At 64.3% G+C, this 26328-nt stretch carries 24 protein-coding genes and 2 pseudogenes; 2 read left to right on the forward strand and 24 right to left on the reverse strand.

Going from position 1 to position 26328, the window contains the following annotated elements; translation table 11 throughout:
- From EN818_RS28960 to EN818_RS29020, 13 genes and pseudogenes are all read right to left on the reverse strand, one after another.
- Positions 1-200 (reverse strand): annotated as a pseudogene (locus tag EN818_RS28960) (protein GlxC); the annotation flags it as partial.
- Between the two features lie 4 nt (positions 201-204).
- Entirely contained in the window at positions 205-1101 is an 897-nt protein-coding gene (locus tag EN818_RS28965; protein WP_135906116.1) for a glutamine amidotransferase family protein, read from the reverse strand.
- A gap of 91 nt (positions 1102-1192) precedes the next feature.
- A complete protein-coding gene (locus EN818_RS28970; RefSeq protein ID WP_135906117.1) occupies positions 1193-1513 on the reverse strand; it encodes a hypothetical protein in 321 nt (106 codons plus the stop codon).
- On the reverse strand, positions 1510-2199 hold the full coding sequence (locus tag EN818_RS28975; RefSeq protein WP_135906118.1) for a hypothetical protein: 690 nt from the start codon (positions 2197-2199) through the stop codon (positions 1510-1512). Before EN818_RS28975 ends, EN818_RS28970 begins: the two co-directional genes overlap by 4 nt.
- Positions 2200-2245: 46 nt before the next feature.
- Positions 2246-3649: an amino acid permease gene (locus EN818_RS28980; protein WP_095805473.1), complete on the reverse strand. Its 1404-nt coding sequence runs from the start codon at positions 3647-3649 to the stop codon at positions 2246-2248.
- A gap of 14 nt (positions 3650-3663) precedes the next feature.
- A complete protein-coding gene (locus tag EN818_RS28985; protein WP_095805474.1) occupies positions 3664-3825 on the reverse strand; it encodes a hypothetical protein in 162 nt (53 codons plus the stop codon).
- Positions 3826-3841: 16 nt separating this feature from the next.
- Positions 3842-4219: a hypothetical protein gene (locus EN818_RS28990; RefSeq protein ID WP_095805475.1), complete on the reverse strand. Its 378-nt coding sequence runs from the start codon at positions 4217-4219 to the stop codon at positions 3842-3844.
- Positions 4220-4230: 11 nt separating this feature from the next.
- A complete protein-coding gene (locus EN818_RS28995; protein ID WP_095805476.1) occupies positions 4231-4518 on the reverse strand; it encodes a hypothetical protein in 288 nt (95 codons plus the stop codon).
- Positions 4519-4942: 424 nt separating this feature from the next.
- Positions 4943-5728 carry a glucose 1-dehydrogenase gene (locus tag EN818_RS29000; RefSeq protein WP_135906119.1) on the reverse strand — a complete coding sequence of 262 codons (786 nt, stop codon included), beginning with the start codon at positions 5726-5728 and terminating at the stop codon, positions 4943-4945.
- Positions 5729-5736: 8 nt separating this feature from the next.
- Complete coding sequence (locus tag EN818_RS29005; RefSeq protein WP_135906120.1) at positions 5737-6501, reverse strand: SDR family oxidoreductase; 765 nt, start codon at positions 6499-6501, stop codon at positions 5737-5739.
- A gap of 106 nt (positions 6502-6607) precedes the next feature.
- Positions 6608-8116 carry a sugar ABC transporter ATP-binding protein gene (locus EN818_RS29010; RefSeq protein ID WP_135906121.1) on the reverse strand — a complete coding sequence of 503 codons (1509 nt, stop codon included), beginning with the start codon at positions 8114-8116 and terminating at the stop codon, positions 6608-6610.
- A 31-nt stretch (positions 8117-8147) separates the two neighbouring features.
- Positions 8148-9086, reverse strand: a complete 939-nt coding sequence (locus tag EN818_RS29015; protein ID WP_095805480.1) for a sugar ABC transporter substrate-binding protein — start codon at positions 9084-9086, stop codon at positions 8148-8150.
- A gap of 112 nt (positions 9087-9198) precedes the next feature.
- Positions 9199-10131 carry an ABC transporter permease gene (locus tag EN818_RS29020; RefSeq protein WP_245420330.1) on the reverse strand — a complete coding sequence of 311 codons (933 nt, stop codon included), beginning with the start codon at positions 10129-10131 and terminating at the stop codon, positions 9199-9201.
- Between the two features lie 327 nt (positions 10132-10458).
- On the opposite strand from EN818_RS29020, the gene EN818_RS29025 reads away from it, so the two are divergent.
- A complete protein-coding gene (locus tag EN818_RS29025) occupies positions 10459-11415 on the forward strand; it encodes a sugar-binding transcriptional regulator (protein ID WP_245518914.1) in 957 nt (318 codons plus the stop codon).
- Here the strand turns inward: EN818_RS29025 and EN818_RS29030 are convergent.
- The 7 genes and pseudogenes from EN818_RS29030 to EN818_RS29060 form a co-directional block, all read right to left on the reverse strand.
- Positions 11412-12905 (reverse strand): FGGY family carbohydrate kinase, encoded by a 1494-nt coding sequence (locus tag EN818_RS29030; RefSeq protein WP_135906123.1) that lies wholly within the window; start codon positions 12903-12905, stop codon positions 11412-11414. The genes EN818_RS29025 and EN818_RS29030 overlap by 4 nt on opposite strands.
- A 7-nt stretch (positions 12906-12912) precedes the next feature.
- Complete coding sequence (locus EN818_RS29035; protein ID WP_135906124.1) at positions 12913-14235, reverse strand: homoserine dehydrogenase; 1323 nt, start codon at positions 14233-14235, stop codon at positions 12913-12915.
- A 337-nt stretch (positions 14236-14572) separates the two neighbouring features.
- The gene (locus tag EN818_RS29040; RefSeq protein ID WP_129553123.1) at positions 14573-15676 is read right to left on the reverse strand and encodes a mandelate racemase/muconate lactonizing enzyme family protein; all 1104 of its coding nucleotides are present in this window, start codon (positions 15674-15676) and stop codon (positions 14573-14575) included.
- Positions 15677-15703: 27 nt separating this feature from the next.
- A pseudogene (locus EN818_RS29045) lies at positions 15704-16396 on the reverse strand (GntR family transcriptional regulator).
- Positions 16397-16555: 159 nt separating this feature from the next.
- A complete protein-coding gene (locus EN818_RS29050; RefSeq protein WP_135906125.1) occupies positions 16556-17710 on the reverse strand; it encodes an efflux RND transporter periplasmic adaptor subunit in 1155 nt (384 codons plus the stop codon).
- A 56-nt stretch (positions 17711-17766) separates the two neighbouring features.
- A complete protein-coding gene (locus EN818_RS29055) occupies positions 17767-20964 on the reverse strand; it encodes a multidrug efflux RND transporter permease subunit (RefSeq protein ID WP_135906126.1) in 3198 nt (1065 codons plus the stop codon).
- On the reverse strand, positions 20958-21194 hold the full coding sequence (locus EN818_RS29060) for a hypothetical protein (RefSeq protein ID WP_135906127.1): 237 nt from the start codon (positions 21192-21194) through the stop codon (positions 20958-20960). The genes EN818_RS29055 and EN818_RS29060 overlap by 7 nt, the downstream gene beginning before the upstream one ends.
- Before the next feature lie 246 nt (positions 21195-21440).
- On the opposite strand from EN818_RS29060, the gene EN818_RS29065 reads away from it, so the two are divergent.
- Entirely contained in the window at positions 21441-22022 is a 582-nt protein-coding gene (locus EN818_RS29065; protein WP_129553119.1) for a TetR/AcrR family transcriptional regulator, read from the forward strand.
- A 254-nt stretch (positions 22023-22276) separates the two neighbouring features.
- Here the strand turns inward: EN818_RS29065 and EN818_RS29070 are convergent, their stop codons facing one another.
- The 4 genes from EN818_RS29070 to EN818_RS29085 all read right to left on the reverse strand — a co-directional run bounded on the left by EN818_RS29070 (position 22277) and on the right by EN818_RS29085 (position 26179).
- Entirely contained in the window at positions 22277-23299 is a 1023-nt protein-coding gene (locus tag EN818_RS29070) for a LacI family DNA-binding transcriptional regulator (RefSeq protein ID WP_129553118.1), read from the reverse strand.
- Positions 23300-23355: 56 nt separating this feature from the next.
- Positions 23356-24150, reverse strand: a complete 795-nt coding sequence (locus EN818_RS29075) for an ATP-binding cassette domain-containing protein (RefSeq protein ID WP_135906128.1) — start codon at positions 24148-24150, stop codon at positions 23356-23358.
- Positions 24151-24154: 4 nt separating this feature from the next.
- The gene (locus EN818_RS29080) at positions 24155-25141 is read right to left on the reverse strand and encodes an ABC transporter permease (RefSeq protein WP_135906129.1); all 987 of its coding nucleotides are present in this window, start codon (positions 25139-25141) and stop codon (positions 24155-24157) included.
- Between the two features lie 105 nt (positions 25142-25246).
- Positions 25247-26179, reverse strand: coding sequence for a substrate-binding domain-containing protein (locus EN818_RS29085; RefSeq protein WP_095805493.1), 933 nt, complete (start codon positions 26177-26179; stop codon positions 25247-25249).
- Between the last annotated feature and the right edge of the window lie 149 nt (positions 26180-26328).

The following is a 26328-nucleotide window of genomic DNA, read 5'->3' on the forward strand; positions in this document are numbered from 1 at the left end:
TCGACGGCGACCGGCTGGTCGACGCCGACGGCGACGGAATGGCTGCCTTTCGGGTTGAGCACCTCCCACGCGGTCTCGTTCGAGCCGGGGGTCAGTTGATGAAGCGCCTGGTTGAGCTCGCGCAGCGGCTGCTGACCGAGATCGAAGATCCTCGTATGGCCTTGCTCGCGCTGCGCCTTCGACATGGTTGTTGCCGGCATGGGCTCAATGCTCCCAGAAATAGACGGTTGCAGGTTCCGGTTCCCAGACTTTGGCGTTCTCGATTCCGGGCAGATTTGCGAGCGCCCGATATTCGGAGCCGAAGGCGACATACTGGTCGGTTTCGGCCATCACCGCCGGCTTGCAGGCGATCGGATCGCGCACCACGCCGAAGCCGTTCTTGGTGCCGACGACGAAGGTGAAGAAACCGTCGAGGTCGGACAGCGTGCCCTCCAGCGCCTCGCCGAGATTCTTGCCGTGCGCCATTCTGTTGGAGAGATAGGCGGCCGCCACCTCGGTGTCGTTCTCGGTCTCGAATTTCATGCCCTCGCGCACCAGCTCGCGGCGGACATTGTTGTGGTTGGACAGCGATCCATTGTGCACCAGGCACTGGTCGGCGCCGGTCGAGAACGGGTGGGCGCCCAGTGTGGTCACCGCCGATTCCGTCGCCATGCGGGTGTGGCCGATGCCATGCGTCCCGGTCATCGAGCGCACATCGAAGCGTTCCACCACGGCTTCCGGAAGGCCGACCTCCTTGTAGATCTCGACCGCCTCGCCGGCGCCCATGATGCGGACATCGGGTCTAAGCGACCGAAGTGCTACGCGTGCCGGCTCGACCTTTTCGGGCATCGTCCTGATCACTGCATGGGTCGATTTGACCGCCACGCTCACCGGCGCATTGATCGCCTTGGCGAGTTCGGCATCGAGCCCGTGGAAGTCGCGCTCGGGTTTCGGCGACTGAATGGTGATCTTGGCCTCGTTGCCCGTCGCCGCGCCATAGATGGCGATGCCGGCACTGTCTGGACCACGGTCGGTGAGACAGATCAGCATCTCCGACAGCATCGCGCCGAGTTTCGGTTCAAGCGCCTTGTCCTTCAGGAAAAGTCCGACGATTCCGCACATGTCAGCCTCCGATGTTCTGGCTTCTAATGGATGTACCGAATGAAAGAATGGAATTCAATGGCATGAAAGAAATTTGCCTCTGGTTATAGTTCTACTTTGCACCGCTTCCCGTGCTGTCTCCGTCCGGACCCGTTCGGTGAACCCAAATCGCGTGGCGGACCCGCGCTATCCTGTAGGCGTCGAGTATCGATAGCGCATAGATGAGAAACCCGCCGGCATGGCGGCCGATGAAGCTGGCATCCGCCGGCGCCACCTTGGTCGTCACCCAGGCCAGAATGACCATGAAAAACAGGAATTGGAGGGCTCGCGCAGGCAAGCCGAGCATGACATGCCCGCTGCCCGGCAGGACGATCGCCGAGGCCAGCACCAGGTAAGGGTTCGAAGGCGGAGTTTGCGTGGAGAGGTCGGTCATGCGGCCTGCCTTTCACGCCGGTTGAGCGCATCGCGAAGCGAGGACGCGGCATCAAGCAGCCTTTCGATCAATGCCGGGTCGAGCGCTGCGTCGCCGAAAGCGGCCTGCCGGAACACGCCGTAGCGCGCCCGGTCGGCCTGGGCCAGCAGCCAGACGATGCGCACCCCCTTGGATGTGATCAGCAATTCCTTGGCGCGGCCTTCGGCAAAGATCCCGGCATGCGCGGCAATGACCTCCAGCGGGAAGGCGACGCCTGGGCGATCGGTCCTGACCACCGCTTCGTCGGGAAGGGTTGCCGCCTTGGGCAGCGTGTGTTCGAGATGGTCGAAGTTGGAGAAGGTCGTGGGCGATCCCGGCCGCATCATCATGTCGAAGGTGCCCGGCACCGCGACTGCCTCGGTGATCGTCACGCTCAGCCAGCGCGTCGGCAGCTTCCTGGTTGCGAGCGTGTCGACGATGGTGCGTATCTGTACGCGTCTGCCGTTCCAGGAACCCGCCCATGCCGCGACCCCTGCCATGCCGTCGGAGATATCGACGGCGTCGGCGATGACGGCGCGGATGCTGGCCTCGTCGGCAGCGCGCGCCGCGCTGGCTCTGCCGCGGCTGGTGCGCGCAAGCCAGGCAAGGTGGAGCACGACCGCAAGTGCGATCGCCCCGGCAAACAAGACTGACGTCAACTCAGACATCTCGACACGCCAGAGCCCGCCGTCACCCGGCGGGCTCTCTTCCCGCTCAATAGCCCTGCGGCTTCGGCCACGGCATGGTGAACTGGTCGCCGCGCCGCACAAATTTGTAGCGGTAGAAGTGGAACCAGACCGAGATCAGGAAGTAGAAGGCGATCATCGCGATCAGCTGCGAGCCGAAGCCGAGGAAGATGGCGAAAAAGGTCACCACGCACAGGCAGAACAACACGATTGCCGGCAGCGGGTGGAAGGGATGCGTGTAGCCGCGCTGAATGGAACCCAAAGGCCACTTCTTCCGGAACATCATGATGTTGATGCTCATGAAGGTGTATTGCAGCACGCCCGACAGGATCGAGAAGGTGATCGCCTGATTGAGGTCGGCGATGAAGGCGAAGGCCAGCGCGATCGGCAGCAGGAACAGGATCGAGCGATAGGGCGTGCGATATCTCGGATGCACCGCTGAGAACCAGCTCGGCAGGTAGCGGTCGCGGCCGAGCGAGAACCAGGCGCGCGCCGCGTCGTTGATGCAGCCATTGGCCGAAGCCAGCGCCGCCAGCAGCGTCGCGATGAAGAGGAGGTTCTCGAGCAGCGGGCTGCCGGTCAGCTTGCCGGCATCCCACAGCGGGTAATAGGTGATGCCGAGATATTCCCAGGGCATCATCGAGGCGCAGACATACCAGGTCATGGCGGCGGCGATCAGCAGCGTGATCATGCCGGCCATCGTGCCGTACGGCAGCGAGCGGGCAGGCGAGCGCACTTCCTCTGCGGCCTGCGTGGTGCCTTCGATGCCGAGATAATACCAGATGCCGAACTGGAAGGCGGCAATGACGCCGATCCAGCCATAGGGCAGAGCGTTGCCGGGCGTGACCAGCTCATTGAGCTTCAGCACCGCGCCCTGCGTCCACGGGCTGACCGAGAAGAACAGGATCACGATCGAGATATAGGCGATCGCGGTGATGACGAAGTTGACGTTGAGCGTCATCAGCACGCCGCGATAGTTGAGCCATGCCAGCACCACGATGGTCGCCGCGATAAATGAATTGTGGGTCAAGCCTTCGACGCCTGCCTTGGCGACGATCGTGTCGCCAAGCAGGATCGCATCCGACACTTCGAGCATGGTGTAGGCGAAGACCAGGAACAGCGCGACGTTGAATGCCATCAAAGGCCCGACGATATGTTTTGCCTGCGCGTACTGGCCGCCGGCGGCGGCGACGGTCGATGTCACCTCGGAATCGATCATGGCGACCGAGGTGTAGAGCAGGCCGACGACCCAGCAGACGATCAGCGCTGCCAGCGCGCCGCCCTTGTCGGCAGCGAAGTTCCAGCCGGTGAACTCGCCCACCAGCACGATGCCGACGCCGAGCGCCCAGACATGGGCTGGGCCGAGCACTCTGAGCAGCGAGACCCTGTCGCCATGGATTACTGTTTCTCTTACTTCAACCGCGGCCGTCATTTGTCAGTCCCCACTCAAATCCGGTGTTTTTCGGAAACGGCTTCAAGCTCGCCTTCGCGCGAGGAGGTCAGGGTGTCCTCGGAATAGCGCGTATCGACCTTGAACCAATCGAAGAGCATCCACAGCGCGAGCAGGATCGAGATGCCCCAGCATGCGTAAGAGACTGTCAGCCACATGGTCTTGTCCCCCGGATTACTTGTCGTCGAATTTTTCGTTGATCACCTCGCGATATTCGCGATCGGAGGCGCGGAACAGGAAGACGAAATAGGCGATCAGCACGACCGCCATGATGATCAGCGTCGGCCAGTCAATGATGTAGTGGAAGCGGTTCTGGATGATGTCGTGCGCCGTCTCCGGCGTGTAGCCGAGCTTCTCCCAGATCGACGCCATTGTCGGGTTCTGGCCGAGCGCCTCCCAGGTCTTGGCGTCGAGCGCGTCGATCGACTTCGCCGCTCCGGCGAGCCCCAGTTTCAGCGGCAGCCACAGCGCCACAAAAATGGCGACGACGACGATGGCGATGTCGAAGACCTGGCCGGCCTTATTTTGCTGCGGCGGGATGTAGCGGGACATGGAATTTTCCCTCAAGACTGGCGGTTGCGGTAGGCGTCGGCGTTCTTGATGTCGAGGCCGTAGATGAAGTCCTTGTCTTCCCTGTAGTGGTTGAGCATCGCCAGGATGGCGGCGGTGTTGAAGATCAGCACCGCGGCTGCCGCGACCACCACCACCAGCTTGATCCCGCCGTGCGGGATGTAGGCCCAGGTCATCAGGAGGACGAAGAGGATCGTTGCCCAAAGGCAGACGATCAGGAGCACGGAGCCACGCACGTCGGAACGATACAGCGCCTCGATGCGCTGCTGCAGGTTGGACATCGGTTTTCCCCTTCTTGTCGACGTCCGGCCCCGAATCGGCCGACCGTCCCTCTTTCAACAGAGTGAAATTTTTTTCATAGGTTCCGCCCGATTCCAGGAATTGTCAAGCCGGTTTTGCGCCGGCCGGGCCGTTTGGTCCGCCGGCTGCACCTTGCCTGTGGATAAAACTACTTGCCTGCAGGAAAATTGCCGCCGCCGGACGGCGCCTTGAGCGGCAGGGGGATGTCGGCGGCTGCGGTGCCGCATCGATGGCGCGGGCTGGTCAGCTCGTGCCGGTTTGCCGATAGCAGATGAGATCGTGAATCCGCAGCCGCTTCAGCTTCCGGGTCCGTGCGGCGCGTCGGCGTCTAAAAACAGCTGTCGCCCCGCTTAACCGGGCAAAGGGCGCCTCGAGGCATCGCCCTCGAAGACATCGTCGGCCCGCTCACGACATGATCAGTCCGCCGTCGACATTGATGGTCTGGCCCGTGATATAGGCGGCATCGTCGCTGGCGAGAAAGCTGACCAGCCCGGAAACATCCTCGCCGCTGCCGGCGCGGCCCATGGGAATGTTCTTCACCCACTCCGCCATGAGTTCGCCCGGCTTGTAGTTCCCGAGCAGCTTGCCCCAGACAGTGTCGTTATAGGCCCACATGTCGGTGTCGATGATGCCGGGGCAGATGGCATTGACGGTTATCTTCTCCTTGGCCACTTCCTTGGCGAGGCTCTGGGTTATGCCGACGACGCCGAATTTCGAGGCCGCATAATGCGGCGTGTAGATAAAACCCTGCCGCGCCTGGCCGGACGCGGTGTTGATCAGCCGGCCGCCTTCGCCATGCTTGCGCATGCGCCCGATCGCTTCCTGGCAGCACAGGAACACGCCCTTGGTGTTGACCGCCATCACCTTGTCCCATTCGGCTTCCGTCATCGCTTCGATCTTTGCGATGGTGATGACACCGGCGTTCTGCACCGAGATGTCGACGCGCCCGAATTCCTTTTCGGCGAGATCATAAAGCGCCGCGACCTCGTCCTTCTTGGTCACGTCCATGCGCATCGAAGCGACCTTGGCGCCCGCGGCCTTCAGGCTGGCGGCGACCTCGTCGACACGCGGGTCGATCGCGCTGATCACCACCGCGGCACCTTCCGCGGCGAAGCGCCTGGCCATGGCCGCCCCTATGCCGCCGCTGGCGCCGGTGACGACCGCCGTCTTTCCTTCGAAACGCTTCTGCATTTTCTCTCCTACCAGCAGACGAAGCCGCCATCGACGATGAGGTCGATGCCGGTGACGAAACTCGCGGCCCGGCTCGCCAGGAACACGGTCGGGCCGACCATCTCCTCCGGCGTCGCCATGCGGCCCATCGGCGTGTCGCGCTCGAAGATCTTGATCTGCTCGGCCACTTCCGGCCGCTTGTTCATCGGCGTCAGCGTGTAGCCGGGACTCACCACATTGACGCGCAGGCCGCGGTCGGCCCATTCCATGGCAAGGCTCTTCGATATGTGGATCACCGCCGCCTTGGAGGAATTGTAGTGCGCCTGCGTCAGGCCGCGATTGACGATCGAGCCGGACATCGAGGCGATGTTGATGATCGAGCCCTTGCGGCGGGTAAGCATGACGCGCGCCTCGGCCTGGCAGGACAGGAACACGCCGCTGACATTGACGTCGTAGAGCTTCTGCCATTTGTCCAGCGGCAGCGTCTCCGCGGGCTCGGCCCCGGCGACGCCGGCGTTGTTGACCGCAATCGTCAGTGCGCCGAGTTCCTTTTCGGTGCGGTCGATCGCGGCCGCGAGGTCGCTTTCCGATGTTACTGAACCGTTCAGCACCAGCGCCTTGCGGCCGAGCGCCTGGATCTTGTCGGCCGTCTCTTCGAGTCCGCCTTTCGAGCTGTGGCCGAAGCAGGCGACATCGGCGCCGGCTTCCGCGAGCCCGATGGCGATCGCTTGGCCGATGCCGCTGCCGGCGCCCGTCACCAGCGCCACGTCGCCGCTGAGATCGAATAGATTCATGTCGCTCCTCTCCTGAAATGGAGGGGCGCCAACATTGCTGGCGCCCCGCGCGGTCCGGTGCCTGGGAGGGTATCACCTGCTGCGCTTTGTTCCCATCTGCCGTGCCTCAGCTCGTCGCGAGTTCCATCACGGCGACATTGCTTGCTTCATCGCGATCGAGAATGCCGCGCTGGCGGCCGCGGCTCAGCACCAGCACGCGGTGCGAAAGCCCCAGCACCTCCTCGAGGTCCGAGCTCACCACGACAACCGCCATGCCGGAGCGGGCGAGATCGGCAATGACGTCGTAGATCGCCGCGCGGGCGCCGACGTCGATGCCGCGGGTCGGCTCATCGAGGATGAATACCTTGGGCGGCCGCGAGACCCATTTGGCGATGATCACTTTCTGCTGGTTGCCGCCGGAAAGTTTTGAGACCGCCTGGTTCGGCCTGCCCTTGACGCCCAGCCTGGAGATGCCGGCCGCGGCGAATTTCTGAACCGCCTTGGGAAACACCCAGCCCTTCGGCGCGACATGGTCGAAATTGCCGAAGGCGAGGTTCTCGCCGATGGTCTGTTCCAACACTAGGCCCTGCGCCTTGCGGTCTTCCGGCACCAGCACGACGCCGGCCTTGATCGCCGCCGCCGGGCCGCTGAGATGCACCGGCTGGCCGGCGACGCGCACCGAACCCGAAGAGATCGGATCGGCGCCGGCGATCGCGCGCACCAACTCGGTGCGGCCGGCGCCGATCAGGCCGGCGATGCCGAGGATCTCGCCTGCCTTCACCGCGAAGGAGACGTTGTTGAAACTCTTCTCCGGCGAGGACAGGTTCTCGACCTCGAGCAGCGTCTGGTCGCTTGGAGGGGATAGCTTCGGGAACATGCGCTCGACGCTGCGGCCGACCATCTGCTCGACCACCGTGCGCACCGGGATGTCGGCGCGCTCGTGCCTGGCGACGATGCGGCCGTCGCGCATCACCACGACGCGGTCGGCGATCTGCGCGATCTCGTCCAGCCGATGGCTGATATAGATGAAGGACATGCCTTCGGCCTTGAGCTTGCGGATCTGCTTGAACAGAAGTTCCGTTTCCTCGCCGCCGAGCGCCGCGGTCGGCTCGTCGAGGATCAAGAGCTCGGCATTCAGCGTCAACGCCTTGGCGATCTCCACCTGCTGCTGGGCGGCGACGCGCAGTGTGCGTACCTTGCGCTCGGGCGACACGTCGAGGCCGAGCCGCTTCAGCTGCGCCGACGCCTTCGCGTTCATGCTCGCGCGGTCGACGCGGCCGCCGCGCATCGGCAGGCGTCCGACATAGACATTTTCCGCCACCGACAGGTCCGGCAGGAGCTTCAATTCCTGATGGATCATGCCGACGCCGGCCTCGATAGCCGCGGCGGGATTGGCGGGGGAATAGGGCTTCCCCCGCCAGATGATGGTGCCGGCATCTGATTTGATCGAACCGGCGATGATGTTGGACACCGTCGACTTGCCGGCGCCGTTCTCGCCGAGCAGCGCCACGACCTCGCCCGGCCGCACCTCGAAGCTCGCGTCGGCCAGGACCTGCACCGGTCCGTAGCTCTTGCAGAGGCCATTGACGAAGAGCCCGTTATGCGGGGCCTCGCCAGGGTGAGGGTCAAGGGGCATCGTGGTGCTCGCTCAGGGTCTCAGCTAGCCCTCAGGGGTGCTTCTCGATGAACTGCGCGACATTGTCCTTGGTGGTCAGCGTCGCATCCTGCAACTGTTCGGCAGGCAGTTTCTCGCCGCCAACGATCTTGATCGCCGAGTCCACAGCGAGCCGGCCCATGCCCTGCGTCTGCTGCGTCGCGGTGACGTCGAACACGCCGTCCTTAAGCGCCTTAAGCGCAGCCACGTCGCCGTCGAAGCCGGCAATCCAGACCTTGTGGTCAGGATTGGCGACCTTGACCGCCTGGGCCGAGCCCAGCGCCAGCGCGTCGGCCTGGCCGAAGATGATCGAAACATTCGGATGAGCCTGCAGCAGATCCTGCGCCAGCTTGAAGCCTTCGTCCTGGTGCCATTGCTCGCTCCAGAGCTCGCCGACCACCTTGATGTCCGGATAAGCCTTCAGGGCTTCGCCGCAGCCCTTCGAGCGGTCGACTTCCGGCGTCGTGCCCTTCTGGCCGTGGATGATGACCATCTCGCCCTTGCCGCCGGCCTGCTTGGCAATGTAGTCGCACACCGCCTTGGCGGAGTTGACGCTGTCGGTGGCGATGAAGGTGTCACCCGGCGCGCCGTCGGCATTGCGGTCGACATTGATCACCGGGATGCCGGCGGCCTTCGCGGTCTTGGTCGGGACGGTCGCGGCGGTGGCGCCGGCCGGGATGTAGATCAGCGCGTCGATGTTCTGCGTGACGAGATCCTGCACCTGGCTGACCTGCGTGGCCGAATCGCCCTTGGCGTCGACGGTGATGACCTCGATGCCCTTCTCCTTCGCATAGGCTTCGACCGACTGCTTGATCTGGTTGAAGAAGTCAGCTTGCAGATTGGCGACGGCAAGTCCGAGCTTCTTGGCGTCCTTGGCCGAGGCCGCATCGGACAGCCCGAGCAGCGGGACGATGGCCGCCGCCGCAAGCAGCAGTGAACGTTTGGTCAGCATGTTTTTCCTCCGTTGGTGTTCAATCCCGTCCAGCCTGCGCATCGCGGCGCCCCGGCCGGACAGTCCCAGTCTCGGATCGACCGATCCGTTCCGCCCGGACATCCGGGCGAATTCATTGTGCTCGGCGCCGCCAGCTATCTGTGGCGACCGCCAGCGCGATGACCACGCCGATCACCACCTGCTGGATGAAGGGCGACACGCCGAGCAGGTTGAGGCCGTTGCGCAGCACGCCGATGATGAGCACGCCGATCGCCGTGCCGCCGATCGAGCCGATGCCGCCCGACAGGCTGGCGCCGCCGATCACCACCGCGGCGATGGTGTCGAGCTCGTAGCCGACGCCTGAGCTCGGCTGCACCGAATCGAGCCTTGCCGCGAGCACGATCCCGGCCAGCCCGGCAAGCAGACCGCAGATCGCATAGACCCAGTTGGTCAGCGACTTGACCGGAATGCCGGACAGGCGGGCGACCTCGGCGCTGCCGCCGATGGCGTAGAGACTACGGCCGGTGGCGCGATAGTTGAGGAAGATGGCGAAGATGATCGCCAGCACGATCATCAGCCCGACGGTCACCGACAGGAAGCCGAAATGGCGCACGATCGACAGGTTGGTGAACCAGTCGGGAAAGCCGACGATCTGCGATCCGTCGGTGATCATGTTGGCGAGGCCGCGCGCCACCGACATCATGGCGAGCGTTGCGATGAAGGGCGGCAGCCTGGTCACCGTGACCAGCAGGCCCGAGACCAGGCCGCATAGGGCGGCGACGACAAGCGCCGCGGCGATGCCCACCGGGACGCCGAGGTTGAGATAGTCGGGGTAGGCAACATAGCCCATCACCATCGAGGCAAGCGCCAGCACCGAGCCCACCGAAAGGTCGATGCCGCCGATCAGGATGACCAGCGTCATGCCGATCGCCATGATGCCGAGCACGGTCACTTGGTCGAGCACGTTGAGGATGTTGCGGAAGGTCAGGAAGGTGTCGGTGGTCAGCGCCAGCGCCAGGCACAGCAGCACCAGCCCGATCAGCGGTCCCATCGTTCCGGCAAACAGCGCCGAAAGCTTCGCACTGGACGCGCCCTGCGCGGCGCCGGTGCCGGCCTTCAACTCGCTTGTCTCGTTGCTCACGGCCACTTCGTCTCCTCCGTCCGCGGCCGGCGATGCGTCGCTGTCCGCTCCTGTTCACCAGGCATCCTCCCTTGTGAACAATTTATCTTTGATATGCAATTTTGTTCAGCTAAAACGTTCATCAGAACATTGTCAAGTGCCGGCACGCATTCGGGGGCGGTTTGCGCCAGCGGCCGGTTTGCCATAGGGAAGCTAGGGCGGCGCATCATCGGAAGAAGTTCAAAGTCGGCCGGGAGGGACACGAGGTTGGCGGTGATCGAGAACGAAAAGGCCTCGCGCTTCCCCGATGCGGAGCTCAAGGCCCGTGCCGCCTGGCACTATTATGTCGAAGGCCTGACGCAGGAGCGGATCTCGGAAATCCTCGGCGTCGGCCGCATCAAGGTGCACCGGATACTTTCCGCCGCGCGCGAGGAGGGCGTGGTCCAGTTCCGCATTCGCGACAGCGTCGTCGAATGCGTGCAACTGGAGGAGGGCCTGAAGCAGCGTTTCGGTCTCAGCCAGGCCGTGGTCGTGCCGTCGGCGGCCGACAGGAGCAACGCTCCGCTGATGATCGGCCATGCCGCCGCCGCTTATCTCGCCGATAACGTCAATCCTGGCGATGTCATCGCTCTTGGCTGGGGCCGCACGCTGAAGTTCGCCATCAACGAACTGCCGCGCCGGCCGATCGCGCGAACCACGGTGGTCTCGATGCTCGGCGGCCTTACCCATGCGCAGCCGCTCAACCCGACCGAAAGCGCCTGGGAGTTCGCCGAAAAGATCGGCGCCGAATGCTATCTGCTTCCGGTGCCCGTCTATGCCGACAGGCCGGAACAGCGCGATGCCTTCATGAGCCAGCGCAGCGTCCAGGATGTCGTCTTCCGGGCGCGGCGCGCCAACATCGCCGTGCTCAGCGTCGGTTCTTTTTCTCACGAGAGCCCGATCGCCAATTACGGCTTCATCAAGCCCAGCGAGTTGGAGGAACTACAGGCTGCCGGTGCGGTCGGCGATATCCTTTGCCACTTCATCGATGCCGAAGGCCGTCCAGTCGATCACGAGGTCAACCGCCGCGTCTGCGCCTATCCACTGCAGGAGCTTTCGGACATTCCCAATATCATCCTGGTCTCGGGCGGGCAGGAGAAGGTGGCCGTGATGCGCGCGGCCCTCGCCAACACCAAGATCTCGATGCTGATCACCGACGAGGACGCCGCCAAGGGCCTGCTCAGCCGCTAATCTTGCGCTATCTCACCCAACCGGGTGTGGATGTCGCGCGTCGCTTGATAGAGGTCGCGGTAGATCGTCTTGCGGGCGCGGTAGATAGGCACGAGCGCATCAGCGGGATCGACTTGTCTTGCCGGCGGTGCGGCCATCGCCTTTGCCGCGTCTTCAGGTGAAGCGAACCAGCCGATGGCCGATGCCGCCAGCATGGCCGCCCCAAGCGCTGCCGCCTCGTTGACAGGCGAGACGAAAAGCGGCCGCTCGAGCACGCTCGCCATGACCTGCATCAGCAGCGTCGAATTTGTTCCGCCCCCGGCCGCGATCATCGATCCGGCCTTGCCGGTCTGCGCTTCCATCGCATCGGTGGCGATCGCCTGCTCGAAGGCGATGCCTTCCAGCACCGCGCGGAAAAGATGTTTCGGCTCGTGATCGAGCGACAGGCCGACGATTGCGCCGCGCGCCGCACCGTCCCAGTATGGGCTCATGACGCCGGCCCAATAGGGCATGACGAGCAGTCCGTCGCTGCCCGGTGCAACCGTCATCGCCGCCTTCTCAAGAACGGCAGCCGAAGGCGAGCCGGTGGTGCGTAAGATCCAGTCGACCAGCTGCATGCCGGAGCGCAGCACCGTCTCCAGCATGAAGCCGCAGCCGGTCGGCGAAACCAGCGTGCGGAAGGCATCCGACGTCGTGACCGTGCCGGCATAGTTTCCGCTGACGACGCCGGAGCCGAGCGAAAGATAGCTCTTGCCGGGTCCGTAGACTCCCATGCCGAGGCCCATCGCCTGGCCGTCGCCGGCGCCGGCGACGACCGGTATGCCGGCCTTCAGGCCGGTCGCAGATGCGATCCTTTCGGAAACGCCGCCGCAGATCGCGCCGGGCGCAGCCAGTTCGGGCAGTTGCTGCGGCCACAGGCCTGCCGCCTCGACCAGCCGCGGATGCCAATTGCCATGCGCGATGTCCAGCAGGCCGAGCGGATCGGCGCTCGCGGTGCTGGTGACGAGCCGGCCGGTCAGCCGATGGACCAAGAAGGCGTGCACGTCGACCAGCGCTGCCGCCGCGGCGAGTGCCTCTGGCTTGTGTTCCTTCAGCCAGGCGAGCCCATAAAGCGCCGGCGTCGGATCCGGCGGCTTGCCGCTCCAGTTGCGGATCGCCTCGCGGCCAAGCTCGGCCGAAAGCCGGGCCACCTGGCGGCGGGCTCGTTCGTCCAGCCACAGGATAGCGGGGATCAGCGGCTTGCCGGCGGCGTCGATCAGCGTGAAGCTCTCGCGCTGGTGAGCGATCGAAAGCGCCTTGACGCGTGATGCGCCGACCCTGTCGGCGACCTGTTTCAACGCCGACAAAAGCGCCGTCCACCAATGCTCCGCGTCCTGCTCGAAATGCCCGGGCGCGGGGTTGGAAAGCGGATAGGTCTCGCGGGCCTGGAAGAGTTCAGTGCCGTTGCGTGCGAAGGCGATCGCCTTCACGGCCGTCGTCGAGGCGTCGATCCCGATTACGACATCGTCCATCAGAAGGTCAGGCCGCGTTGGTTACGAACCGTCCGTCCGCCTGGTCGAGACGACGGCGGATCTGGGTTATCACCATCGAATCGTCGGGTACACAATTTTCATAGGTCAGGAAGTCGCCGGCCTTGACCGGCTTCACCACCTTGGCGCGCTCGGCGAGGCCGAGCGGCAGTGCGCCCCTGGCGCGCGCATCCTCCCAGGTCATGGCGAAGCCGCGATAGTCGTTCTCGCCGATCATGCCGAGCGACTGGCCGGCGCCGAGATGGGTCTTGGCTACCGCCACCGCCTCGGCCACCGGATGGTCGAGCGGCTCCATGTCGGCGCGCTTGTAGACCACCGCGCGCGCCGCCGACAGCGGCACTTCCAGACTGGTCAGGTGATAGGGGCGGAAGATCGTGAAATAGGGACCCTTGCCGACCTTGAGGTCGATCATGCGCTCCAGCACGCGCGGGTGCTTGGTCTCGATGATGCAGAACACGCCGGGCGCGACACCCTTGCCGATCGAATAGTCGACAACGCCCTTGCGGTGCAGCACGCCGCCATCCTCGCGCGGGCAGAGCACGCCGGCCAGTTCTTCCAGCGTCGCCGTCGGCCCGTGCATGCCGGGCACGTCGGGCACAAGGCCGGTGGCGTTGGCGATCGCCACCATCTCGATAGCAGTCTTGGAGCCGTCGACGAACTCGACCAGCATGCGCGCATTCATGTTGCGCTCGGCTGCTTCCCTCTCGTAGTCGGCCGGCACCGCATCGATCTTCAGCGGGTTGTTCTTGCCCTTGCCGGCAGCGACAATTGTGAAGCCGAGACTCTTGGCGAAGCCGATGATCTCCAGCGTGCAGGCGGGCTCGTCGCCGGCCGCGCCGGTATAGACGACGCCGGCCCTGCGCGCCTCTTCCTTCAGGAAGCGGCCGATGGTGATGTCGGCCTCGACATTGAGCATGACGATGTGCTTGCCGTTCTTCATCACTTCGAGCGCGAACAGCGTGCCGATATTGGGGTTGCCGGTGGCGTCGATGATGACGTCGATGCGGCCGGCGGCGGCGAGCGCATGCAGGTCCTCGGTGACGGCGATCTTGCCGGCCTCGATGGCGCGGTCGATTGCCGAGGCATTGGGGGCCTGCACGATGTCGGACCTGTCATGGCCGGCAAGCAGCGCCGCGTCGATCGCTGCCTGCGGCCGCACCTCGGAGATGGCGCCGATGCGCATGCCCGGCATAAGGGCGACCTGAACGACGATATCCGTCCCCATCTGTCCGGCGCCGGCGAGACCGATGGTGATCGGACCTTGGCTTTCAGCGCGCTGCAGGAGTTCCGCTGCGAATTGCGGATGGGACATGTCGCTTCCTCCAGTCCTTGGCGCGCCACGGCGCCGCGATCATCAGTCTGAACATTCCTATTTCTATTTGAAAAATATTTCAACCTGTCTTTGCGGCCGCGCCGCGAATCCAAATGCGAGACGAGGTTCCAGCGGCAATGCGGGACCTTCGGTGTCGGGGAAGGGGGCAGCGGGAACTTCTGGAACTGTCGGTCTTGAGTAAAAAACGCCATCGCCTTCAGCATGGCGGACGACTGAATGGCACTGCCTGTGCGGGTGCGCCACCGTCTTCGTCTCCAGCAGACGTAAAGCGCCTCAACCCGGGATCGGCATCGCCTTCACATGCGGGGCCATCGTCTCAGCCGATCGCGAAGAAGGGCTTGCCGAGCAGGTCCGGGACGACATCGATGCCGAGGCCCGGGCCGTCGGGAATGCCCATGCGGCTGCCGGTCACCGGCGGTTTGTTGGCGGCGGTGCGCACCGTCACCCATTCGTGGAAGGCGATCGCGTGCAGCCGGCGCTCTTCCGGTGTCGACAGCGACAAGTGCGCCATGGCGGCGGTGTCGATCTCGGCCCCGCCGGTGTCCTCGACCGTGATCATGAAACCGAGATCGACGGCGACGTCGCGGATCTGGCGCGTCCTGGTGACGCCGCCCAGCCGCGAGATCTTCAGCGTCAGCCCGTCGGCCGCGCCCAGGCGGTGAATCTCCAGCATCTCCTCGAGCGAGGTGACGGATTCATCCAGCACCATCGGCTTGTCCAGCATACGCCGCACCGACATGTTCTCCTCGAGCGTCGTGCAGGGCTGCTCGAACGTGTAATCGATGCCCCGCGTGGCATCGGCGAACTGACGCGCCTGGAAGGGCGTCCAGCCGGCATTGGCATCGCAGAAGATGACCGTGCCCTTGGGCACGGCGGCCGCAACGGCGGTGACCCGCTCGATGTCGTCGCGCACATTGCCGCCGACTTTGACCTGCAGCCGGTGGTAGCCTTCCGTGACGATGCGCTTAGCCAGCGCCGCCATCTGGTCGAGGGTGCCGTGGGTGACGACCTTGTAGAGCTCAGCCGTTTCGCTCTCGCGGCCGCCGAGCATCGTCACCAGCGGCACGTCGGCGGCGCGCGCAGCGAGGTCGCAGCAGGCCATGTCGAGCGCGGATTTCACGTAAGGGTGGCCTTTGAACACCGTGTCCATCAGCCTGCCGATGCCGGCGAGGCCGCGCGGGTCGTGGCCGATGAGATGCGGCGCGATTTCCGGCACGCCCGCGCGTGTTCCCGCTGGAAATGCGGCCGAGTAGAAATTGCCGAGCGGCGCCATTTCGCCCCAGCCGGTCGCGCCGCTGTCGCAGGTGATGGCGACGATCACCGCGTCGAAGCAGTCGGCGACCCGCCCCTTCGACATGCGATAGGGGCCGTCCACGAAGGGCTGCACGACATGATAGGCTTTTATGGTCTTGATCTTCACGTTGTCGTCCGTTGTCAGCTGGAATGGTCAGGCGCTCTTCGACATGCGCTTTTCAAGGCTGCGCGCATAGGCGAGAAGCTCTTCGAAATCGTGGTCGATGTGCTCGCGCGCATGGCGCTGGGCCGCGCGCATGTCGTTGCCTTTGAGCAGTCGCACATAGGATTCGTGCACATCCTCGGCCGGCACCAACTCGTTGCGCGCGCGCTGGTGCAGCGCGAAATACATTTGCAGCCGACTGGCAAGTCGTTGCCAGGTTTCCAAAAGCACCGAATTGTCGGCCCACTCGTAGATCAGCCCGTGCAACTGCAGCGCCGTCTCGATCTGGCGGGTGGTGTCGAGCGCCCGCGTCGCCTGCTTGACGCTCGCATGGCGGCGGTCGAGCTCGTCGAAGAAGCGCCGGTCGCGCAGCGGCCAGGCCTGCTCGATGGCGAACTAGTCGAGCACCTTGTTGAGCGAATAGACATCGATGATGTCCTTGGCGGTGACGTCGATTACGAAGGTCCCGGCATAGGGAATGCTGGTCAGGATGCCTTCCTGCACCAGTTCGCGCATCGCCTCGCGCAGCGGAGCCCGGCTGACCCGCATCTGCTCCGAAATGCGGAGCTCATTGAGCTTCTGTCCGGGCTCCAACTGGCCGGTCAGGATGGCGCGCCTGAGCAGCGCCACGATCTCGGCCCGGCGCGTCGTATCTGCAATCGGACTGAAGTCCACCTTTGCCATGCGCCTCACTTTGAATGAACCGGCGGCCAGACAAGCAGATTGTCGACAATCCAACAAGAAGATTGGCGACCGCTTTTGTGCGGATTGCGACACACAAAAGAAGACGGCGCCCGCGACGTGGCTGTCGAGGGCGCCGTCGGACCGGATCTGATGGGGGAATCAGCTGGCCGGTTTGGCTTGCGGCAAGGGGGAAACCGGCATTCCGGGTCCGATCTTCTGCAGATTGCCCGTGATCACCTGGTCGGTCTCGGAAATGCCGGAGGTCACGGAAATCAGCTCGCCATCGGTCGGCCCGAGCGAGACCAGTTTCTGGTCGACCGTGTTGCCTTTGCCGAGGACATAGAGGTACTTGCCGAGCTGGCTGGAGCCGAGCGCGACCTGCGGCACCATCAGCGTGTTGGGCTGTTCCTTCACATGCAGTCGGACGCGCACATACTGTCCCGGCAGCAGCGTGAACTTGGCGTTGCCGATCGTTGCCCGCGCCGTGATGGTGCCGGTCGAATGATCGATCGTGTTGTCGATGAAGGTCAGCTCGCCCTTCTGGCTGGGCTCGCTCTCGCCGGGCAGAAGCACGTCGACGGCGACCGCACCGGCCGCCTTGGCTTGCTCGATCTGTACGAGGTCGGTCTCGCTCGGATTGAAGGTGACGTAGATCGGGTCGAGCTGCACCAGCGTGTTGAGCACCGTGCCGGCCACGCTCACCAGCGTGCCGATCGAGGCCTGGTTGCGGCCGATGCGCCCTGGAAAAGGCGCCTTGATCTCGGCATAGCCGAGATTGAGCTCGGCGGTTCGCACCGCCGCCTTGTCGAGCAGCAGCGCCGCTTCGGCTGCGCGCAAGGTGCTGGTGCGCTGGTCGAAGCTGTCCTTGGCGAGATAGCCGCTCTTGGCAAGCTCGCTGCCGCGGCCGAGATTCGAGCGCGCATAGTCGAGCGTTGCCGTGTCGCGTTCGACCTGCGCCTTCGCCTGGTCGAGGGCGGCCTGGTAGTCCTCGGGCGCAATCCGGTAGAGCAGGTCGCCCTGCTTGACATCGCTGCCGTCGGCCGCATTCTGCTCCTGCAGATAACCGGGCACGCGCGCCTGCAGCGTGATGCTGCGGATCGGCTCGACCCGCGCAGCATAGTCGAGATAGATCGGCAGCGTCTTCTTGACGACGTTCACCACCGGCACCGGCATGACGAAGGCTGCCGGCGCGGGCGCCGCGCCCGCCGTGCCGCCATTGAGGCTGAGATTGCCCATGTCCAGCAGGTGCACGCTGGCCATCGAGACCGCGCCCAGCGCGACGGCCGTTCCCAAAGCGATTTTCCATTTACGCATGTTGGTCTCCAGTCCTATTCAGCCGCCTGGGCGAGCTATTCAGCCGCCTGGGCGAGCTATTCAGCCGCCTGGGCGAGCGGCTCAAGCGCCGGCTCGGCGGTCGGTTCAATGTCTTCCTGGTGCGGGAATTCCCGATGGTCCGCGGCGGGTTCTTTCTCGCCGCGCTCGCGCAGCTTCTCGATCACTGCGTAGAAGACCGGCACGAAGACCAGCGACAACACCGTCGCCGCCACCATGCCGCCGAAGACGGTGGTGCCGATCGACTGGCGGCTCGCCGCACCTGCGCCCGTCGCGAACATCAGCGGCAGCACACCGAGGATGAAGGCGAAGGCGGTCATCAGGATCGGCCTGAGCCTTAGTCTTGCTGCTTCCATAGCCGCCTCGATGATGGTGAGACCCTCCTCGCGACGACGTCGGGCGAACTCGACGATCAGGATCGCGTTCTTCGCCGCCAGGCCGATCAGCATGACGAAGCCGATCTGCGAGTAGACGTCGATCTGCATGCCGCGCAGCAGGAGCACCACGAAGGCGCCGAACAAGGCCAGCGGCACGGCGAGCAGCACCATGAAGGGCATCGCCCAGCTTTCATACTGCGCCGCCAGGATCAGGAAGACGAAGACGATCGCCAGCCCGAACACGATCGAGGCGATCGAGCCGGCCTTGAGCTCCTGATAGGTGATGCCGGTCCACTCGTAGCCGAAGTCACGCGGCAGCACGTTCGCCGCCGCGCGCTCCATCGCCGCCACCGCCTGTCCGGACGAGAAGCCGGGCGCGGCGCCGCCATTGATCAGGGCGGAGGCATTGTTGTTGTAGTGCGGCACGGTTTCCGGGCCGACGATCGGTACAAGCTTGCCGAGCGTGCTCAACGGCACCATGCCTCCGGAAGCATTGCGCACGTAGAGCCGCGAGATGTCGGTCGCGTCGGCGCGCGCATCCTTGTCGGCCTGGATCGTCACCCGGAACGTGCGGCCGAACAGGTTGAAGTCATTGACGTAAAGCGAGCCGAGGTAGATCTGCAGCGTGTTGAACACATCGGGCAGGTTGAGGCCGAGCAGCTTCGCCTTGCTGCGATCGAGGTCGTAGTTGAACTGCGGCGTCGAGGTCGAGAACGACGAGAACAGCTGCTGCGGATTGAGCTCCGGCTGCTTGCGCGCTTCGGCGATCAGCGCCTGCGTCACCTCATTGAGCGCCGCGCTGCCGCGGCCCGAAAGGTCCTCGACCTGGAACTCGAAGCCGCCGGTGGTGCCGAGGCCCGGAATCGAGGGCGGATCGAAGGACAGCGCGAAGGCTTCCGGAATCTGCAACAGCTTGCCGCGCACCTGCTCGACCAGCTTGGAAGCGCTCTGGTCAGGCCCGCGCTCGTCCCACGGCTTCAGGATCGCGAACTCGACCGCCGAGTTCGACTGCGCGGCGCTGGTGAGGAAGTTGAGCCCGCTGATCGAGCCGACAATGTCGACGCCGGGCGTCGCCTGCAGGATGTCTCGCGCCTTCTGCGCCACCGCATCGGTGCGCTCCAGCGAAGCACCGTCCGGCAGTTGGATGACGACGAAGAAATAGCCCTGGTCCTCCACCGGAAGGAAGGTGGAGGGCAGCTTTTGCCAGACGAAATAGGTGGCGACCAGGCCGGCCGCGAACAGGCCGAGCATGGCCCAGCGCAACCTGATCAGGACACGCACGCCATGGGCATAGGCATGCGACAGCCAGTCGAAACCGGCATTGAACCAGCGGAACAGGACGAATTGCGTCTCGCCGCGATGGCGCAGGAAGGCAGCACTCAGCGCCGGGCTGAGCGTCAGCGAGTTGAAGGCCGAAATGCCGACCGAGATCGCCACGGTGAGCGCGAACTGGTTGTAGAGCCGCCCCGACACGCCGGGGATGAAGGCGACCGGAATGAACACCGCCATCAGCACCGCGGTGGTAGCGATGATCGGGCCGGTGACTTCGGTCATCGCCGCCCGCGTCGCGGCAAGCGGCGAAAGCCCGGCCTCCAGCTGTCGCTCGACATTCTCGACCACCACAATGGCATCGTCGACGACGAGGCCGATCGCCAGCACCATGCCGAGAAGCGACAGCATGTTGAGCGAGAAGCCCAGCAGGTACATCACCGCCAGCGTCGCGATCAGCGACACCGGAATGGCGATGGTCGGGATGATGGTGGTGCGCCAGCTCTGCAGGAAGATGAACACCACCGCCACGACCAGCACCAGTGCCTCGCCGAGCGTGATCAGCACGTCGTGCATCGAGGCCGAGACGAAGCGCGTCGTGTCGTAATGCATGGCGTAGTGGACGCCCTTAGGGAAGCGCGCTGACATTTCCTGCATCTTGTCCTTGACCCGCTGCTGCAGGTCGAGCGCATTGGAGCCGGGCATCTGATAGACGGCAAGCACCACCGTAGGGTCCTTGCCGAAGAAGGCGGAGGACGAATATTGCAGCGCGCCGAGCTCGATGCGCGCCACGTCGCGCAGCCGCACGAGCGAGCCGTTTGCCGAATTGGCGCGCACGACGATGTCGCCGAATTCCTTCGGGTCGCTCAAGCGGCCGACTGCGTTGACCTGCATTTCGAAAGCGGTGCCGGCCGGTGCCGGCGACTGACCGATCTTGCCGGCCGCGACCTGTACGTTCTGCTCGGCAATGGCGTTCTGCACGTCGACGGCGGTGATGCCGAGATTGGCTAATTTGTCCGGGTCGAGCCAGACGCGCATCGAATAGCGGCGCTCGCCGAAGATCTGCACATCGCCGACGCCGGGCAGCCGCTTCAACGGGTCGACCACCTGCAGATAGGCGAGGTTGCTCAGCGCCACCGGATCGACGGAGCCGTCCGGCGAGGTGAGGTCGACGATCAAAACGAAGTTGGGGTTCTGCTTCTTGATCGTCACGCCGCCCTGATTGACGATGGCCGGCAGGGAGGATGCGGCCTGCGAGACGCGGTTCTGCACGTCGACGGCCGCCGTGCTCAGCGGATAGCCGACATCGAAGGTGATGGTGATGGTCGAGGAGCCGTCATTCGAGCTCGTCGACGACATGTAGGTCATGCCTTGCACGCCGTTGATCTGCTGCTCGAGCGGCGTGGTCACCGTGTCGGCAACCACCTGCGCGCTGGCGCCCGGATAGTGTGCGCTGACCACGACCTGGGGCGGCGTGATGTCGGGGAACTGCGAGACCGGCAGCAGGAAATAGGCGATCGCACCGGCAAGCACCATGATGATGGCGATCGCCGACGCGAAGATCGGGCGCGAAATGAAGAATCTTACCATGACGCGGTTGCCTCGCCGAACGGTCTGGCGGAATGGCGCAGGCGCCGGGCCCGGCCGGAGCCGGAGTCCTCCAGGAAGGATGGTAGGATCGTGCCCGGCGCGTTTTCCGTCGCGCGCGAACGCAGCATCCGTTCGAAGGCTTTCGGGTCGATCCCGTCCGCCTTCATCACCAGCCGGATCATCGGATCCCGGATGGCTTCGTCGATCGTCAGGTCTCTGCGCTTCTGCATAGGAGTGGCTCCTTGCTCGTCCCGCGTCGGTTGACCACGGGCCGCTTTTTCTCGAATTCACCGGCCGAAGCCGCATGACAGGCAGGTTTTGCGTCCTATCTCACTCTGGCAGGGCTGTCGGTGCCTTGTCGTTTGACGGGGAGCGATATAGGTGTTACCAGTAAGTAACATTCTGGAAGTTACAGACCGGTAACACCCTAGTCAAGAGGTGACCTCGGTTTTTTTGGAAACGAAAGGAGATCAGTCATGACCGACGGCGTCGCGGAGCGTTCCCGCCCCCGGGATCGGATCCTGGAGACGGCGCAGGACATGTTCCACAAGCACGGCATCAAGGGTGTGGGTGTCGACGCCATCACCGAGGCCGCCGGCACCAACAAGATGACGCTCTATCGCCACTTCGAATCCAAGGACGACCTGATCATCGAATGCCTGCGCGCCACAGCGGCCAAGGCTTCAAGGATCTGGGATGAGTTTGAGGCCCAGCATCCCGGCGACAAGCTGGCGCAACTGCATGCCTGGGTCCGCAAGGCCTCGGAAATGCTGAGCGCCGACAGCCGCGGCTGCGATATGGCCAATGCCGCCGTTGAGCTTAGCGAGGCGGACCATCCGGCAAGGCGCGTCATCAAGGAACTGAAGGAAGCCCAGCGCGAACGGCTGGTGGCGCTCTGCCGCGATGCCGGCGTCGGTCAGGCGGAGTTGCTCGCCGACACACTGTCGCTGCTGCTTGAAGGCGCGCGCGTCTCGATGCAAAGCGTCGGCGCAGAAGGCCCGAGCGCGCAGTTCGTGCGCATGGCCGAGAGCCTGATCGCGTCATTTCGGGCGCGCTGACGGCCGTCTCAGTTTTTCACGGGCAAAGAAAAAGCCCGCTGCCGGGAGGAGGAGGCAGCGGGCTTCGATTTCGAATACGGCACGGGAGGAGGTGTACCGCATTCACCGTCGGTGTCTGGGAGGAGGAAGACATCCGACACGCTGATAAATACGGGTTGCCCAAGGCGTCGGCAATTGCGAAACATGCATGGCTGCTGTGCAGATTTGCCGGATCAATCGTCAGACAAATCGAAAGGCCCGCCGTCGGCGCCAGCTTACTGGACCGGCACGTTTTCTTTGAAGATCAGCCGCGGCTCGATGAATTTCTTCGTCAGATAGGGTGCCGACGAGGCGATCGAACCGAGCAGGCGGATCACCGATTGCTCGGCGATCAGCCGTGCGTTCTGGTCGATGACGACGTCGGCGAGATCGTCGACCAGATAGCGGCGCGTCTCCCTCGTCAGGTCATGGCAGATGAACACCGGCTTCTTGCGCGGCCGGGATTCCAGCAGCGCCTTCGCCACGCCTGAGCGTCCGGCACCGACACAATAGACGCCGAGCAGTTCCGGCTCGTTGTGCAGCGCCCTCATCGTTGCGCTGTAGCTGATGTCGGGCTCGTCATTGATTTCGACGGCGCTGGATATGGTGAGGTTGGGGAATTCCTCGCTCAGCACCGAGCGAAAACCCATCTCGCGTTCCTCATGGCCGCGATAGGAACGCGAGCCGACCACCATCGCCAGATGCCCGCTCCGGCCGCCGAGAAACCGGCCCATCAACAATGCCGCCGTGCGCCCGGCCACCCGGTTGTCGATGCCGACATAGGCCGAGCGGGGCGCTGCCGGCACGTCGGACACCAGCGTAACCAGCCGAATACCGGCCTCGACGAGCTCGCGCAGGATGTTGCGCGTGCGTGGATGGTCGACGGCGATGACGCCGACGCCATTGGCCTTGAGCGACAGGTTCTCGACCGCTCCCTGTAGCGCGCCGGGCGAAATGCCGGCAAGGTTGTGAATGCGGCAGGAGGCTACCAGCGGCAGGCGCGCGGCATAGTCTTCGATGTGATGCGCAAGATCGGCCATGAAGGCGTTGGAGCCGATCGGCAGGAAGAATTCCAGGTGCGCCGGCTTCGACGGCAGCACGACCTGGTCGAGCGTCGGCAGATAGCCGAGCTGCTTGGCCGCCTCCATGACGCGCTGCCGGTTGGCCGCGCTCGCGCCCGGCCGGTTGTTCAGCACCCTGTCGACCGTTGCGGTAGACAGGCCGCAGCTTCTGGCGATGTCGGCTACGGTGGCTTTCATGGGTCCAGTCATAGGATGGGATGCGAGCCCCTGTCAGCAAATCAACGTAAGGCCAATCAGCCATGCGGCTGCGGGCCGTCGGCGATGGCGTCGCGGATCTCCTTGTCCGACATGCCGGTGATGATGCGCTCGACCTCGGCGACGGTGGTCATCTTCGGGTCGATGTCGTCGGCCACCACCTTGCCGCGGCGCATGACCACGATGCGGTCGACCACCTGGAAGACGTGATGGATGTTGTGGGCGATGAAGACGCAGGAATGCCCGGAATCGCGCGCGCTGCGAACGAAGCTCAGCACGCCCTGCGTTTCGGCGACGCCGAGATTGTTGGTCGGCTCGTCGAGGATGATGAGGTCGCTGTCGAAATGCATGGCGCGCGCGATCGCCACCGCCTGTCGCTCGCCGCCCGACAGCGAGCCAATCGGCGTCGTCGGCGGAATGTTCTTCGAGATGCCGACCTGCTTCAGCAGGTCGCGCGCCACCGAGTTCATTGCCTCCTGATCCATGCGGTTCAGGAAGCGCGGCGGCTTGATCGGCTCGCGCCCGAGGAACAGATTGCGCGCGATCGACAACTGCGTGACCAGCGCGGAATCCTGGTAGATGGTCTCGATGCCATGCGCGATGGCGTCGCTGGTGCTGCGCAGGTTCACCTTCCGGCCGCGGATGAAGATGTCGCCGCTGGTCAGCGGCACCACGCCCGACAGCACCTTGATCAGCGTCGACTTGCCGGCGCCGTTGTCGCCGAGCAGGCCGACGATCTCCCTCTCGTCGACGTGGAAGTTGGCATCGACCAGCGCCTGAACACGCCCGTAGGACTTGCGGATGTTCTGCATGCGGATCAGCGGTTCGGCCATGGGTTCACGTCCCTGCCTGGTGCCGGCGTTCGAGCCATGAGTGCAGCGCCATCATGCCGAGGATGATCGCGCCGATGAAGATGTTGTAGGCGAGCCCCGGCACGCCGATCAGCACGATGCCGTTGCGCATGACGCGCAGGATCAGGATGCCGAGGACCGTGCCGACGATGGTGCCGCGGCCGCCGGTCAGCGCCGTGCCGCCGATGACCACCATCGCGATGACTTCCAACTCGTAGCCGGTGCCGCTGTTCGGGTTGGCGGCCGAGGTGCGCAGCGACGAGATCACGCCGGCGAGCGAGGCCATCACCGCCGACAGGATGAACAGACCGACCTTGACACGGTTGACGTTGACGCCGCGCGCGCGTGCGGCATTGGCATTGCCTCCTGCGGCCTGGATCCAGTTGCCGGTGCGGCTCTGCGTCAGCACGTAGCCGAGCGCGATTGCAGCACCTATGAACCAGAACAGCGAGGCGTATATCCGGAACGGTCCGATGTAGAAATCGCCGACCAGGATGTCGGCGAGCCAGCTGCCTTCGGCGCTCCAGGTGCGCTGCGGAAAGCCATCGGTGACGAAGAGCGCGGTGCCGCGCACCACCAGAAGCATGCCGAGCGTGACGAGAAACGACGGAATCTTGAGCTGGGTGACGAACCAGCCATTGACCAGCCCGATCAAGGCCGCGACCCCGAGCGCGATGAGGAAGCCGATCTCCAGCGAGGTGACGCCGCCGTTGAACAGCGTCCACATCAGCACCGGCGAGAAGCCGAACAGCGAACCGACCGAGAGGTCGAATTCGCCTGAAGTCATCAGCAGCGTCATCGCCAGCGCGATCAGCCCGAGTTCGACGGTGAAGGCGAGCGTGTTGGAGATGTTCTGCGGCGACAGGAAGTCGGGGTTGATGCCCCAGAAGACGGCGATCTCGACGATCAGCAGCACCAGCGGGCCGAATTCCGGCCGCGCCACAAAACGTTGGATGAAGAAACGGTTTTCCATTGAGCCCGCGACGCAGTTGATTGGCTGAGGCCCGCACCCATCGGGCAGGCTCCCGGCACAGGGAAGCAGTCGCGGCCCGAAAGCCGCGACCGTCGCTGTCAGGACTTACTTGCCGGATAGGATCTTGTCGTACACACCGGCGGTATCCTTTTCATAGAGCGCGCCCGTGATGACGTCGAAGCCCGGAGGAATGCCGGCCGACGCCATCGCGGCAAGCGACAGCGCGACGTAGCTGGTCGCCTGCGGGTCCTGCCACTGTGCGGCATTGACATAGCCGTTCAGCACCTCTTGCGTGGTGTCGAGCGAGTTGCCCCAGCCGACGACCGGGATTTCGCCCGGCTTGACGCCGACCTGGTCGAAGACGCGCTTGATCGACCCGGTGACGAGATCGCCGAGACCGATGATGGCCTTCACCTTGCCCTTGTTTGCGGTGAGGTAGTCGACCATGCGATTGATCACCTCGGCCTGGTCGAGCGTCGCCTCGGTCACCTCATAGGTGATGCCGAGCGGCTCGAACACGCTCTTGATGCCTTCCTCTTCCTGGACGCCATAGGTGGCGCCGGGAACCTCGACGGGCATCCACACGAAGTCGCCCTTCTTCACCAGGCCCTTGTCGACCAGGTACTGCGCCCAATGCTTGCCGAACGTGGCGTTGTCGCCGCCGACATAGGCGTTGAAATCCGCCTTCGGGTCCGGCGTGTTGAAGTTGATGATTGGGATGTTGGCCGCGCGGGCCTCCTTGACGACTTCGACGAGGCTGCCCGGGTCCGGGCTGGTGGTGGCGATGCCGTCGGCCTTGGCCGAGATGGCGGCCCGGATCGCCTCCTGCTGCGAGGCGACATCGCCATTGTGGAACGAGGTGTTGACCTTGTTGCCGGTGTCGCTCGCCCATTGCTTGGCGCCGGCCAGGAAGTAGGTCCAGACCGGGTCGGCCGGTCCGCCATGCGAAATCCAGTAGAACGTCTTGGCCTCGGCCATCGCCGGAATGGCGATTGCCCCGATCAAGGCGAGCACGAGCAGTCTTAGCCGCGAAAGCATTCGATTTCCTCCCATGTTGAAAACCACCTCCTCAGGCGCGATGCGGTCCGCAAGGCCCGCGTCTCCTGCCAGCGCCGAGCGGGTGTCTCTAGGGCATTCCCTTTTTCGATCGCTGACAAGCCTCCATCGCCAATGGATGTTGACACAGG

This window comes from Mesorhizobium sp. M3A.F.Ca.ET.175.01.1.1 (assembly GCF_004791945.1).
Taxonomy (GTDB): Bacteria; Pseudomonadota; Alphaproteobacteria; order Rhizobiales; family Rhizobiaceae; genus Mesorhizobium.